Origin of the sequence: Klebsiella sp. K-Nf6, assembly GCF_002806655.1 — a bacterium.
Classification (GTDB): Bacteria; Pseudomonadota; Gammaproteobacteria; order Enterobacterales; family Enterobacteriaceae; genus Klebsiella; species Klebsiella variicola.
Window position 1 is genome coordinate 79,224 of sequence record NZ_PIBN01000005.1, and the last position, 13,276, is coordinate 92,499.

The 13,276-nt window shown below is 55.8% G+C and carries 12 protein-coding genes; 11 read left to right on the top strand and 1 reads right to left on the bottom strand.

Annotated elements, in window-relative coordinates; translation table 11 throughout:
• Positions 1 to 7 precede the first annotated feature (7 nt).
• The 4 genes from soxR (at position 8) to CWM61_RS10475 (ending at position 4,928) form a co-directional block, all read left to right on the top strand.
• Positions 8 to 466, top strand: coding sequence for a redox-sensitive transcriptional activator SoxR (gene soxR / locus CWM61_RS10455; protein ID WP_004206331.1), 459 nt, complete (start codon positions 8 to 10; stop codon positions 464 to 466).
• Positions 467 to 725: 259 nt separating this feature from the next.
• A complete protein-coding gene (locus tag CWM61_RS10465) occupies positions 726 to 1,394 on the top strand; it encodes a glutathione S-transferase family protein (protein WP_074387338.1) in 669 nt (222 codons plus the stop codon).
• Between the two features lie 390 nt (positions 1,395 to 1,784).
• Positions 1,785 to 3,134, top strand: a complete 1,350-nt coding sequence (locus CWM61_RS10470) for an NCS2 family permease (RefSeq protein WP_100631208.1) — start codon at positions 1,785 to 1,787, stop codon at positions 3,132 to 3,134.
• Between the two features lie 147 nt (positions 3,135 to 3,281).
• The gene (locus CWM61_RS10475) at positions 3,282 to 4,928 is read left to right on the top strand and encodes a Na+/H+ antiporter (protein ID WP_012543172.1); all 1,647 of its coding nucleotides are present in this window, start codon (positions 3,282 to 3,284) and stop codon (positions 4,926 to 4,928) included.
• A 162-nt stretch (positions 4,929 to 5,090) separates the two neighbouring features.
• Here the strand turns inward: CWM61_RS10475 and CWM61_RS10480 are convergent, their stop codons facing one another.
• Positions 5,091 to 5,972, bottom strand: coding sequence for a LysR family transcriptional regulator (locus CWM61_RS10480; protein WP_100631209.1), 882 nt, complete (start codon positions 5,970 to 5,972; stop codon positions 5,091 to 5,093).
• Positions 5,973 to 6,076: 104 nt separating this feature from the next.
• Between CWM61_RS10480 and CWM61_RS10485 the strand changes: the two genes are divergently transcribed.
• From CWM61_RS10485 to CWM61_RS10515, 7 genes are all read left to right on the top strand, one after another.
• Positions 6,077 to 6,484: a CidA/LrgA family protein gene (locus tag CWM61_RS10485; RefSeq protein WP_074387336.1), complete on the top strand. Its 408-nt coding sequence runs from the start codon at positions 6,077 to 6,079 to the stop codon at positions 6,482 to 6,484.
• Positions 6,481 to 7,170, top strand: a complete 690-nt coding sequence (locus tag CWM61_RS10490) for an LrgB family protein (protein ID WP_061156101.1) — start codon at positions 6,481 to 6,483, stop codon at positions 7,168 to 7,170. Before CWM61_RS10485 ends, CWM61_RS10490 begins: the two co-directional genes overlap by 4 nt.
• A gap of 510 nt (positions 7,171 to 7,680) precedes the next feature.
• Positions 7,681 to 8,238 carry a fimbrial protein gene (locus CWM61_RS10495; protein WP_165785140.1) on the top strand — a complete coding sequence of 186 codons (558 nt, stop codon included), beginning with the start codon at positions 7,681 to 7,683 and terminating at the stop codon, positions 8,236 to 8,238.
• A gap of 60 nt (positions 8,239 to 8,298) precedes the next feature.
• Complete coding sequence (locus tag CWM61_RS10500; RefSeq protein ID WP_074387334.1) at positions 8,299 to 8,988, top strand: fimbrial assembly chaperone; 690 nt, start codon at positions 8,299 to 8,301, stop codon at positions 8,986 to 8,988.
• On the top strand, positions 8,942 to 11,521 hold the full coding sequence (locus tag CWM61_RS10505) for a fimbria/pilus outer membrane usher protein (RefSeq protein WP_100631211.1): 2,580 nt from the start codon (positions 8,942 to 8,944) through the stop codon (positions 11,519 to 11,521). The genes CWM61_RS10500 and CWM61_RS10505 overlap by 47 nt, the downstream gene beginning before the upstream one ends.
• Positions 11,522 to 11,557: 36 nt before the next feature.
• Entirely contained in the window at positions 11,558 to 12,109 is a 552-nt protein-coding gene (locus tag CWM61_RS10510; RefSeq protein ID WP_100631212.1) for a fimbrial protein, read from the top strand.
• Between the two features lie 19 nt (positions 12,110 to 12,128).
• The gene (locus CWM61_RS10515) at positions 12,129 to 13,226 is read left to right on the top strand and encodes a type 1 fimbrial protein (RefSeq protein ID WP_100631213.1); all 1,098 of its coding nucleotides are present in this window, start codon (positions 12,129 to 12,131) and stop codon (positions 13,224 to 13,226) included.
• Positions 13,227 to 13,276 lie beyond the last annotated feature (50 nt).

The following is a 13,276-nucleotide window of genomic DNA, read 5'->3' on the forward strand; positions in this document are numbered from 1 at the left end:
GCGCTTTATGGAAAAGAAATCACCCCGCATCAAAATGCTGCTGACGCCCGGGGAAGTGGCAAAACGAACCGGCGTGGCGGTCTCGGCCCTTCATTTTTATGAGAGTAAGGGTTTGATCCACAGCCAGCGGAATGCCGGCAACCAGCGGCGTTACCGGCGTGATGTCCTGCGCGCGGTGGCGATAATCAAAATTGCGCAACGCATCGGCATCCCGCTGGCGACCATCGGCGACGCGTTTGGCGTACTGCCGGAAGGGCACAATCTCAGCGCAAAAGAGTGGAAGATGCTGTCATCGCAGTGGCGTGAGGAGCTGGACCGGCGTATTCATACCCTGACGGCGTTGCGCGACCAGCTCGACGGCTGCATCGGTTGCGGCTGTTTATCACGGCGCGACTGCCCGCTGCGCAACCCAGGCGATAAGCTGGGGGAAGAGGGGACTGGCGCCCGGCTGCTGGAAGAGGAGTAATAAAACTAAAGCGCCACAACTGGGCGCTTTAGTTGTTTTCCGGTCTTTGTCTTTCGCATTATCTCGCTGGTTCACGAGAGGGTTTCCCCCGACATCGACGTCCCTCAGTATTGCGCAATCTGTTGATGGAGGTTCCGGTTTGCGTCGACACTTTAACTATGGCATCTGCCGCCATTTTTTCCTCACTATTTTGCCGAAATTTTCCCGGCAATGAGCGCCAGTTCCTATAGTTAATTCGAACAAACCACGGGAGAGGCCCATGCTGACAGTACACCATCTTAATCAATCACGATCGCAACGCGTACTGTGGGCACTGGAAGAGCTGCAGCTGCCTTATCAGATAGTCCGCTATCAGCGGGAAAAGTCGATGCTGGCGCCAGCGGCGCTGAAGAAAGTCCATCCGTTGGGGAAATCGCCGGTGCTGGAAGACAACGGCTATGTGTTGGCGGAGTCCGGGGCCATTCTCGAGTATTTGCAGGAGACCTGGGACAGCGGCGGGCTGCTGAAGCCGCAGGCGATAGAGGACAAACTGCAATACCGCTTCTGGCTGCACTATGCCGAAGGCTCGCTGATGCCGCTGCTGTTAATGAAGCTGGTGTTCGCCAGCCTGGGTAAACCCCCTGTGCCCTTTGGCGTCCGCTCGCTGGGCGCCCTGCTGGGCAAGGGCATTCAAAAAGCGTGGCTGGATCCCCAGCTGGCCACCCATGCGCGGTTTATTGACGACCATCTTGCCACGCGGCCATGGTTTGCCGGCGAGCGACTGAGTATGGCCGATATCCAGATGAGCTTCCCGGTGATGGCGCTATTGGCGCGCGGTGGCGTGCATGACCTTGTCCATATCGAGGCCTGGCGACATCGGGTGGAGCAGCGTCCGGCCTGGCAGCGGGCCATCGAGCGCGGCGGTCCCTTTACCTTACCCGGCGCCTGAGGTATCAGCGGATCCGATGACGCTGATAAATGAAAGCAACTCACTAAAAATTTGTTAGCGGATTGCGCATAGACGATAACGTTTGCGCATCGTCTGGTTATTTTCTGCTCGTCATAAGCGAAATTTAGCGAAATACGATAAACATCGGTTGAAAAGGGTTATCTAAAGGCCGGATAATCGTTTGCCTTTCTGTTTTGCTCCCTCTTTTTTCTGCTATCCAGGGGGAGGAGATAAGGTTGACACACCGTAGTGTATGCGCGGAGTTAAACGTTTGCTTTTTTGCAGCCCCCCTGGCGCTGCGATTCGGTACAAGGAGATCGCGTTTAACTGGCAGTGGAGGGTCCACCACGCATATCAACGAACAATAAAAATTTTCAGGGGAAGTTTTCTATGTCTACGCCTTCAGCGCGTACCGGCGGTTCATTAGACGCCTGGTTTAAAATTTCGGCGCGCGGTAGCACCGTGCGTCAGGAGATTGTTGCAGGTCTTACTACCTTTCTGGCGATGGTGTACTCCGTCATCGTGGTGCCGGGCATGCTCGGTAAAGCGGGCTTCCCGCCGGCCGCGGTGTTTGTCTCGACCTGTCTGGTGGCGGGCGTTGGCTCGCTGGTGATGGGGTTATGGGCAAATCTGCCGATGGCGATCGGTTGCGCCATCTCGCTGACCGCCTTCACCGCCTTCAGCCTGGTGCTGGGGCAGCAGATCAGTATTCCGGTGGCCCTCGGCGCGGTATTCCTGATGGGTGTCCTGTTTACGGTGATTTCCGCGACCGGCATCCGCAGCTGGATTTTGCGCAACCTGCCGCAGGGCGTGGCGCACGGTACCGGGATCGGGATTGGCCTGTTTCTGCTGCTGATTGCCGCCAACGGCGTTGGCCTGGTGATCAAAAACCCGCTGGACGGTCTGCCGGTGGCGCTGGGCAAATTTGCCAGCTTCCCGGTAGTGATGTCGCTGATTGGCCTTGCGGTGATCATTGGTCTGGAAAAAATGAAGGTGCCGGGCGGCATTCTGCTGACCATTATTGGCGTGTCGATTGTGGGGCTTATTTTCGATCCGAACGTCCATTTCTCCGGTATTTTCGCCATGCCATCCCTGAGTGATGATAAAGGCAACTCGCTGATTGGCAGCCTCGACATCGTCGGCGCGCTGAACCCGGTCGTGCTGCCCAGCGTGCTGGCGCTGGTGATGACGGCGGTGTTTGACGCCACCGGTACTATCCGCGCGGTGGCCGGCCAGGCGAACCTGCTGGACAAAGACGGGCAGATCATCAACGGCGGTAAAGCGTTGACCACCGACTCCCTGAGCAGCGTCTTCTCCGGTTTAGTCGGGGCGGCGCCGGCGGCGGTGTATATTGAATCGGCGGCGGGTACCGCGGCCGGCGGTAAAACCGGTCTGACCGCGGTGACGGTCGGTGTCCTGTTCCTGCTGATCCTGTTCCTCTCTCCGCTCTCTTATCTGGTTCCGGCCTACGCGACCGCGCCGGCGCTGATGTACGTCGGCCTGCTGATGCTGAGCAACGTGGCGAAAATCGATTTCAACGACTTCGTTGACGCGATGGCTGGCCTGATCACCGCGGTGTTTATCGTGCTGACCTGTAACATCGTGACCGGCATCATGATCGGTTTCGCTACCCTGGTGATTGGCCGTCTGGTCTCTGGCGAGTGGCGCAAGCTGAACATCGGTACGGTGATTATCGCCGTGGCGCTGGTGGCGTTCTACGCGGGCGGTTGGGCGATTTAAACCCTTCGTGCTCCTCACGGGCGGCTCAGGCCGCCCGTTTTATTTTTAAGCCACATACTGTTTCCATTTGCGTTAATCTGGGTGGCGTATGATTCACAGGCACGACGCCTCACAGGTATAAAAGAAAACGCAGCAAACAGGGAACACATGGAAATATTCTTTACCATCCTCATCATGACCCTCGTGGTCTCACTGTCCGGGGTAGTGACACGTGTACTGCCCTTTCAGGTTCCACTCCCACTGATGCAAATCGCCATTGGCGCGCTTCTGGCATGGCCGACCTTCGGTTTGCACGTTGAATTTGATCCAGAGCTGTTTCTGGTCCTGTTTATCCCGCCGCTGCTGTTCGCCGACGGCTGGAAAACGCCGACCCGTGAATTTATTGAACACGGGCGGGAGATCCTTGGCCTGGCGCTGGCGCTGGTGGTCGTGACGGTAGTCGGCATTGGCTTTCTGATCTACTGGATTGTGCCTGGCATTCCGCTGATCCCGGCGTTCGCGCTGGCGGCCGTGCTCTCGCCGACCGATGCCGTGGCGCTCTCCGGCATCGTCGGGGAAGGGCGGATACCGAAAAAAATCATGGGCATTCTGCAGGGCGAGGCGTTAATGAACGATGCCTCTGGCCTGGTCTCACTCAAGTTTGCCGTCGCGGTGGCGATGGGCACCATGGTCTTTACCGTTGGCGGCGCGACCGTAGAGTTTCTGAAGGTGGCGATCGGCGGCGTGCTGGCCGGGTTTGTGGTGAGCTGGTCGTATGGCCGTTCGATGCGTTTCCTCAGCCGCTGGGGCGGGGATGAACCCGCCACGCAGATTGTCCTGCTGTTCCTGCTGCCGTTTGCCTCCTATCTGATTGCCGAACATATCGGTGTCTCCGGCATCCTGGCGGCGGTGGCGGCGGGGATGACCATCACCCGTTCCGGCGTGATGCGTACCGCGCCGTTGGCCATGCGCCTGCGCGCCAACAGCACCTGGGCGATGCTGGAGTTTGTCTTTAACGGCATGGTCTTCCTGCTGTTGGGCCTGCAGCTGCCGGATATCCTCTCCAGCTCGCTGGTGGCGGCGGAAGCGGACCCCAACGTCGAGACCTGGATGCTGTTTACCGACATTATCCTGATCTATGCCGCGCTGATGCTGGTGCGTTTTGGCTGGCTGTGGTCGATGCGTAAGCTTAGCCAGCGCTTCCTGAAGAAGAAACCGATGGAGTTTGGCTCCTGGACCACCCGCGAGCTGCTGATCTCCTCTGTGGCCGGGGTGCGTGGGGCGATTACCCTCGCCGGTGTGCTCTCGATCCCGCTGCTGCTGCCGGACGGGAATGTTTTCCCGGCGCGCTATGAGCTGATTTTCCTCGCCGCCGGGGTGATCCTGTTCTCGCTGTTCGTCGGGGTGATTGCGCTGCCGATCCTGCTGCGCCACATTGAATCGAGTGACAACGTGCAGCAGCGGAAAGAGGAACGACTGGCGCGCGCAGCGACGGCAGACGTGGCGATTGTGGCGATCCAGAAGATGGAAGAGCGGCTGGCGGCAGATACCAAAGAGAATATCGATAACCAGCTGTTGACCGAAGTCAGTTCGAGGGTGATCGGTAACCTGCGCCGCCGCGTCGATGGTCGTAACGACGTGGAGACCTCTATGCTGGAGGAGAGCCTGGAGCGACGCTTCCGCCTGGCGGCGCTGCGCTCTGAGCGCGGAGAGCTGTATCATCTGCGCGCCACCCGGCAGATCAGTAACGAGACGCTGCAGAAGCTGCTGCACGATCTCGACCTGCTGGAAGCGCTGTTAATCGAAGATCAATAATCTGTAATCCGGATAGCGCGACGCTTATTCGGGCTACTGGCGAGACTGCAGTAAATGTGTCGCCCCGGTAAGCGTTAGCGCGACCGGGGGAAACCCGGGCAGCGGCGCAAGCGCCTGACCCGGGCTACCCATTCCTCTGCGAAACGCGTTGTCACCAGGGAATTATTCCAGCCAGAACGCTTTACTGCACGCCAGCCAGGCCTCAGCGCTGCGCGACATATACACGCCCTCCCGCCAAATCATCCCCAGCTCCCAGCGCAGCTCGCTTTGCAATGGGATCCAGTAAAAGTTCTGCGGGTCGAGACGCTGGCAAATCGGCTCGGGCAGGATCGCCACGCCAATGCCGGCCTGCACCATCGCGGCGAGAAAATCCCACTGGCCGCTGCGCACCGCGATACGCGGCTTCACGTCATGTTCGGTAAACAGGCGCATCAGTTGCTGGCTGAGGGCAAATTCTTCGTTGTAGATGACCAGCGGATATGCCGCCAGCTCTGCCGGCGAGAGGGCGGTTACGCCCTCCCACGGCGCGGTTCTTGGCGTCAGGACGCACAGCGGGTGGTTGAACAACGGCAGCGTGGTGAGATGGCTACCCTCTTCGATGGGCAGGGCGGTCATTGCCATATCGAGCTCGCCGTTGCTGACCGCCTGCTGGACCGTCAGGCCGCCAAACTCGGCGATTTTCAGCTCGACGCCCGGGTAGCGCTCGCGGAAGCGGCTGATCGGCTCCGCCATCAGCATTCCGACCATCGGTGGAATGCCAAGCCGCAGCACCCCTTTATGCAGGTGGTTGATATCGCTCAGTTCTGACTCCAGCTGGCTGAACTCGCCAAGGATCGCCTGGCCGCGTTCAAAAACGACGCGCCCGGTATCGGTGAGCAGCAGTTTACGACCATCGCGGATCAACAGCGTGCAGTTCAGTTCATCTTCGAGATTTTTGAGCATCTTGCTGATGGTGGGCTGTGTGACGAACAGCTTTTCCGCCGCGCGAGTAAAACTCTGCTGACGAACCACTTCAACGAAATAGCGCAGCGTTCGGATATCCATAATTATTCCCTGAGACTATACCTGCGATGATTTTAATTCATTTCTGTCCGCTTCGGCGGCTCTCTATACTGCTTGCCTGACTTCTTTTTTCAGGAATCTCGCTCATGGCCTTCGCGCCAGCTCGCGTTGCCCCCGCCGTGGCGCAGCGACTTCAGATCCCGGCGCAGGTGCTCCTCTATGTCGGGTTATTTATTTTTGCGCAATATCTGGTGAATACGTGGCAGGTGCCGTTGCCGGCTAATTTGGTCGGTATGGTGATGCTCCTGCTGCTGATCGTCTGCCGGGTGATCCCCCTGAACTGGGTTCGCGCCGGCGCCCGCTGGTTGCTGGCGGAGATGCTGCTGTTTTTCGTCCCGGCGGTGGTCGCGGTGGTCAACTATGCGCAGCTGCTGATGGTTGATGGCTGGCGGATTTTCCTGGTGATTGCCTTAAGCACGCTGATGGTGCTGGGCGCCACGGCCTGGGTCGTCGACAGGGTTTACCGTTACGAAGTGAGCCGGCTAAAAAAATGAATGATGTCATGCTGAGCATTCTGTGCCTGGTGGCGACGCTGGGTCTCTATTACGCCAATAAAAGGCTGTATCGCCGTTTTCATAAACTGCCGCTGATGCCGCTGGTGTTCACGCCGATCCTGCTGGTGCTGATCCTGGTGCTGGGCCATATCTCTTATCAGAGCTATATGGGAGAGACCCACTGGCTGCTGTGGCTGCTGGGCCCGGCGACTATCGCCTTTGCCGTCCCGGTTTATGAAAATGTCGCGGTGATCAAACGCCACTGGATGTCGCTCAGCGCCGGGGTGGTGACGGCGGTGGTGGTGGCGGTGACCAGCTCCGTATGGCTGGCGCGCGGATTGATGTTGTCTGATGAAATCCAGCGCAGCCTGGCGGTGCGCTCGGTGACCACGCCCTTTGCGCTGGCGGCGGCGAAACCGCTCGGTGGTCAGCCCGATCTGGTGGCACTGTTTGTGGTGATCACCGGCGTCTTTGGCATGGCGGTAGGGGATATGCTGTTTTTACGCCTGGCTATCCGGGAAGGGATGGCTAAAGGGGCCGGGTTTGGCGCGGCGTCCCACGGGGCGGGGACCGCGCGATCCTATGAGCTGGGCCAGCAGGAGGGCGTGGTGGCCAGCCTGGTGATGATGCTGTCTGGCGTAGTGGTGGTGCTGGCGGCGCCGTTAGTGCGCTGGCTGCTGTTTTAACGTTATCCCGTAGCCTGATGTTATGAAATATTGAGGGGCGGAATAGTTATGAACTATTTTCGCCCCTGATTGTTTATGCCGGTTATTGGTCATCAGAAAAGATTAAGTCAATTCTTATTACCATCCTCTCTTTGTAACTAAATATTACAAAGCCAATGGTAATCTAATTACATCACGAATGATGTATAGATTTTTTATTATCTCCGCGAATTTTATAAGTTTGTATCCTTATGATTTTAAAGGTGGTTTATTTTATTTCTCTAATTCTTTAAGGTGATTTGTTAAAAAATCAATTTTTACATTAATAATTGAGCTTTTACCCTCTGTTCGTTATTCTTTTTACGCGGGCTTGTATTATTGAATGGATTCAAATGCTGGTCGTTTATTTATGTATAATATTAATTATCATAAATCATATGTCACATAAATGTGTATGTGACGCCGCGCGGATGCAAATTCATTCTCTAATATATCTGCATAAAACAATTGACGGACTGATTGTCTTTTATAATGGATATGGGAATAAATATGAAGATGAGTAAAAAATTTCTGGCGGGTGCTCTGATTTTCTCTGCCTGCAGCGCGCTGTCTACTGTTGCCCAGGCCGATAACACCATTACTTTTAATGGGATCGTTTCAGATACCACCTGTACGGCGACCATTGATGGCGGTGTGACTACCATTGATATGGGCACCACCTCAGTAGCGGATCTGAAAGCGTATGAATTCGGTGCAGCCAAGAACTTCTCCTTTAGCTTAGCCGATTGCCCGACCACGGAAAACGGTGGCAACAGCATCGCCCGCGTCACTTTTGGTGGCGTTTCGGATACCGCGAATAGCGATTACTTTAAAAACCAGGCGACAATTGACGCGGCAACGGGGGTTGCTGTGGCGCTTTATGACGAAGCTGGCAGCCTGATGAAGAATAACGAAGAAGGTTCGGATGTCGATATTTCTTCCGGTGCCGCAACTATCCCGTTCACCGTTAAAATGGTAAAAGCGGGTTCTGAAGACCCGACGAAAGGTACCGTTCAGACAACTGTGACTTATAACGTGACCTATTATTAATTCGGCGTTTTGTTGAATGGAGAAAGGGGAATCGTCTGTTATTCCCCTTTAATTAAACGTATGAGATATCCTTTTTTTGTGGTCGGTTTATTGCTGTCCTCCTCTATTGCGCAAGCCAGCGTGGTCGTGGGCGGCACGCGTCTGGTATTTGATGGTGCGAAAAACAACGCCGTCATCACGGTTGAGAATAAAGATCAGAGCAGCAATATCGTACAGTCCTGGCTCTCGGTGGTGGATGCCGCTTCGCCAGCCAAAGACGCGTTTATTATTACGCCGCCGCTGTTCCGTCTAAAAGCCGGGGAGAAAGGATTTGTACGTGTCGTTCGATCAGGAAAGAAATTACCCGACGATCGCGAATCGATGTTTTGGCTCAATATCAAAGGGATCCCGGCAACGGAATATGTCCCGGATAAAAATGTGGTGCAGTTTGCCATCAACTCGAAAATAAAATTGATTTATCGACCTGCCGCGTTAAAAGGCAATACACCGGAATCGTATGCCGAAAAATTACAGTGGAGAAAAGAGGGGGCGTCGGTGACGGTTAAAAACAACTCACCGCTGTATATGAATTTTTCCCAGGTTAGCCTTAACGGAAAAAATATTTCTGGCGCATGGTTTGCTGCCCCCTTTTCTACCTTAAAAATACCCGTGCAGAGTAACCTGTCCGCGACAGGGAAAAAAGAGATCACATGGAGCGTGATTAATGATTATGGTATGTCAGGGAAGAAATATACCGCTATCATTCAGTAGCGTTGAGCTGCTATTTTCAGCCAAAAGTATCTGCGTCGTTATTGTTTTGTGCCTGAGTACCTTGCCTTCTCGCGCTGAGGCCGGCGAATATTTCAACCCGAATTTACTTGAAGTCGCCGAAAATCCTGCGGCTTCGGTTGATCTGTCCTATTTTTCACAAGATGGCGTACCGCCGGGCACCTATCACCTGGATGTGTACATCAATGATAAGTACGTCAGTTCAGAATCGCTGACCTTTCAGGTAGTTGGCCATGATGCAGGCGCGACCGCTTCCCCCTGTCTTTCCGCGGAGTATCTGAATTCGTGGTTGATTAATACCACCGCCTATCCGCAGCTATTTGAGGCAGGGGAAACCTGCGCCCGGCTGTCGGCGATCCCCGGGATGACGTTCTCGGTGTCTCTTGCCCAGCAGCGAATCGATTTTACCGTTCCGCAGGCCGCGATGCTGAACCGCCCAAGAGACTATATACCGGAGAGCCAGTGGCAGCAGGGGATTAACGCCGGTCTTCTCAACTATAGTGTCACCGGGCAGCGCAATGCCCCGCGGCATAATGGCGCTACCGTAGACAGCCAGTTTGTTAGCCTGCAGCCTGGGGTGAATCTGGGGCCATGGCGTCTGCGCAACTACAGCACCTATAGCCACAGCGACAACAACAGCCGCTGGGAGTCGGTTTACTTGTACCTTGCTCGCGATATCCATACCCTGCGCAGCCAGATGGTGGTGGGTAGTACTTATACGTCGTCCGGCATCTTCGACAGTTTGAGCTTTACCGGTCTGCAGCTCAGTTCGGATAAAGAGATGCTGCCGGATAGCCTGCATGGCTTTGCGCCGACGATTCGAGGGATCGCGCGCACCACCGCGGAGGTCTCGGTTTATCAGAATGGTTACAGCATTTATAAAACCACCGTCGCCCCCGGCGCTTTTGAGATTAACGATCTGTATGCCACCGGTAGCGCTGGCGATCTGTATGTCACCGTTAAAGAGTCTGACGGCAGCGAGCAAAACTTTGTGGTGCCTTTTGCCTCGCTGGCGGTCCTGCAGCGCGAGGGCCAGCTGGATTATGCGCTGAGCAGCGGCAGGACGCGCTCAGGCAGCTCCGACGATAAAGAATACAACTTTATTCAGTCTTCCCTGGCCTATGGCGCCACCAGTAACTTCACCCTCTATACCGGCTTCCAGCAGGCGGAAGATAAATACACCAACCTGCTGTTAGGCGCCGGCTTTAACCTTGGCACCATCGGCGCGCTGTCATTCGATGGCTCTCAGTCGTGGGCCGACGTGAAAACCAGCGATACGGCCTCGTCAACCCGCAAAGAACAGGGGCAATCGTATCGCGTCCGCTTCAGTAAAAGCTTTCTGCAGACGGGCACCAACTTTTCCGTGGCCGGCTATCGCTATTCCACCTCGGGATACTATTCGTTTCAGGATTTTGTCGATAACGCCTCCACGCAGCGCGACTGCTGTACGCAGAGCGGCAGGACAAAAGGCCGGTTTGACGCTTCGCTGTCGCAGACGCTGTTCGGCTATGGTTCGCTCTCGCTTTCGCTGGTCAATGAAACCTATTGGGACAGCTCGCGCATGGAGTCGGTAGGCGTGGGCTATAGCGGGTCGATTGGCAAGGCCTCCTACTTTATTAACTATTCCTATAACCGCAATGTGCAAAGTACCGATGACAGCGGCAATAACCGGCCGGCCAGCGATACCATCGTCTCCCTGACGCTAAGCATCCCGCTTGGCGAGACGCTCTCGGCGAATTACAGCATGAACCATGGCCGCCATAACGACACCACGCACAGCGTGGGGCTCAACGGCTCGGCGTTCGAGGATCGTTCCCTCAACTGGAGCCTCCAGGAGGGTTACAACACCCAGGATAAGAGCACCTCCGGTAACCTCAGCGTCAATTACCAGGGATCAAAAGGCGATGTCGCCGGCGGCTATGGCTACGACCACTATAGCAATCACTACAATTATTCGCTGCGTGGCGGCATGGTCGCCCATGCGGGCGGACTCACGCTGTCACGCTTTCTGGGCGAGAGTTCTGCGCTGGTTGAAACGCCCGGCGTCAGCGATGTGAGGGTTCAGGGCCAGACCAACGTGACAACGGATGGCGCCGGATATGCGGTGGTGCCTTACGTCCGCCCTTACCATCGCAACAGCCTGGCGCTGGATGAACAGCAGGTGGCTGGCGCCGAGGTGGATAACGTCGCCAGAACGGTGGTCCCAACGCGCAACGCGATCGTCAAAGTGCAGTATGACACCCGAATCGGCTACAAGGCGATGCTCACCCTGCGTACCCGCAGCGGTGTGGTGCCTTTCGGCGCGTTGGTGACCCTTGATAATGATCGCGCCAGCGCGGCGCGCAGCAACATTGTCGGCGATGAGGGGCAGGTGTATCTCACAGGGCTGCAGAAAAAAGGCCAGCTATTAGCGCGCTGGGGGGAGAAAAGCAGTGAGCAGTGTACCGTTCATTATGACTTCTCCAGCATGGCTCTTGGCGACGATATCCTGTTTTATCAGGCTGAATGCCGGTAATGGACGCACGTTTTCAACATGGAAGAAGGGGCTGATATGAATATGAGAGACAGCAGCACAGGGGGCATCCTGGTGGCCAGCCTTTTGCTGCTCTCCCTTCCGGCGCTGGCTTATGAAGGCAGCAGCACGGTCAATTTTAACGTCACGGGCACCATCGAAGCGCCTTCCTGCGAGGTGGCCGTGGAACCGTCGAACAGTATCGATTTAGGCACCGTCTCCTCGCAGACGTTCTCCGGAAATGCCGGGTCGAGTGGAGCCAGCGTACCGGTTAATCTGGTCTTTTCCAGCTGTTCCGCCGATGCGTCGGCGGTGACCATCGTATTTAGCGGTACCAGCTTCGATAGCACCCACGCTTCGATCTATAAAAACTTCCAGACAGGCAGCAACGGGGCCAGCGGTGTCGGTTTGCAACTATTGAGTATGGCCGACCAGCAACCCCTGGGCCCAGGCGTCCAGTATCTCTATACCTTTGATGATGATGCAGGTGTTCATACCTTCAACATGGTGGCGCGCATGTATTCACCTTATGGTCAGGTGAGCCCCGGTATCGTCGGCTTCACTGCCACGTTTGATGTGGCTTACAAATAACGTTTCGACAGGGATGGTTATGAAAAAATGGATCTTCTTGTTCATGCTGGTAGTGTGTCCCCTCTATAGCTGGGCGGCCTGCAGTGGAACCAATTATGGCGATGTCTCGATGACCAACCTGCCGGAAAAGATTCTGATCAATGCCGGGAGCTATACCGCAGGGACAGTACTGTATGACTCGGGGAAGATTACCCGCTCGCAAACGGAATTGCTTAACTGTGAGGGGAGCACCTACGCGGTGTTTTCCTGGTCCTCAAACAATGCCGGGGCGCTGATAGGGGATAATATCTATGCCACCTCGGTACAGGGGATCGGTATTCGCGTCAAGGTGTGGCTCAATATCACTGGCGAATATGATGGTGATACCGATGATTTCAGCCCCGACTCGCAGGTGCATTATATTGGTGATGTGAATTATTACCTCGGTAAGCCGACAGGTTTTTTGGACTCTTTCGCGTCGACTTATTATACCCCGGCGTATCAGCTGCAGCTGGTGGCCACCGGCGGCGCCATCGCCAGCAATAGTCAATTATCGTTCAGCGATCCAGTGGCGACGGTATCGGCGAAGGATAAGTGGGGAACGCTCTCTATTTCGCGGCTGCACATCAGCGGCACCACCAGCATCCAGATGATCCCGATGGGGTGTATCGTCAGTAGCAATAGTCTCAGTTTTGCCATGGGTAGCATCAATGCCAGCGAGTTTAACACCGCGACGAAGGTGGGAAGTGCGCAACAGCCCCTGACCCTCTCCTGCGAGCCGGGGACCAATGTTTTAATGCGGGTGGCGGCGACGCAAGCGAGCGGCAATAATCCTGGCAACACGGTGATGGCCTTAACGGCAGAGGAGAATGTTGCCACCGGGGTGGGGGTTCAGTTAAATATGGATGGCAAAGCGATGCCGTTGAATACTGACCTCAGTCTCTATTCCTCGGGCCGCACCACGGTGACCAACAGCGGCGCGGATGCCAGCTACAGCTATTTTACTAATCCCGACAGTCCTGGTGGCGCAGCGGCCATGCAAACGCTCACTTTTACCACCAACTATTACAAAACAGGCAGTGCGGTGACCGCCGGTTCGGCAAACGCCACTGGGGTGATCACATTTACCTATAACTGAGCCGGTCAGGATAACCCCCTTCCCCGGACGGTGCCGGGGAAGGGGGAGGC

Bases quoted from the DNA above. Each gene is read 5' to 3' on its own strand.
- soxR (WP_004206331.1), top strand. From the start codon at position 8: ATGGAAAAGAAATCACCCCGCATCAAAATGCTGCTGACGCCCGGGGAA.
- CWM61_RS10465 (WP_074387338.1), top strand. From the start codon at position 726: ATGCTGACAGTACACCATCTTAATCAATCACGATCGCAACGCGTACTG.
- CWM61_RS10470 (WP_100631208.1), top strand. From the start codon at position 1,785: ATGTCTACGCCTTCAGCGCGTACCGGCGGTTCATTAGACGCCTGGTTT.
- CWM61_RS10475 (WP_012543172.1), top strand. From the start codon at position 3,282: ATGGAAATATTCTTTACCATCCTCATCATGACCCTCGTGGTCTCACTG.
- CWM61_RS10480 (WP_100631209.1), bottom strand. From the start codon at position 5,972: ATGGATATCCGAACGCTGCGCTATTTCGTTGAAGTGGTTCGTCAGCAG.
- CWM61_RS10485 (WP_074387336.1), top strand. From the start codon at position 6,077: ATGGCCTTCGCGCCAGCTCGCGTTGCCCCCGCCGTGGCGCAGCGACTT.
- CWM61_RS10490 (WP_061156101.1), top strand. From the start codon at position 6,481: ATGAATGATGTCATGCTGAGCATTCTGTGCCTGGTGGCGACGCTGGGT.
- CWM61_RS10495 (WP_165785140.1), top strand. From the start codon at position 7,681: ATGGATATGGGAATAAATATGAAGATGAGTAAAAAATTTCTGGCGGGT.
- CWM61_RS10500 (WP_074387334.1), top strand. From the start codon at position 8,299: ATGAGATATCCTTTTTTTGTGGTCGGTTTATTGCTGTCCTCCTCTATT.
- CWM61_RS10505 (WP_100631211.1), top strand. From the start codon at position 8,942: ATGATTATGGTATGTCAGGGAAGAAATATACCGCTATCATTCAGTAGC.
- CWM61_RS10510 (WP_100631212.1), top strand. From the start codon at position 11,558: ATGAATATGAGAGACAGCAGCACAGGGGGCATCCTGGTGGCCAGCCTT.
- CWM61_RS10515 (WP_100631213.1), top strand. From the start codon at position 12,129: ATGAAAAAATGGATCTTCTTGTTCATGCTGGTAGTGTGTCCCCTCTAT.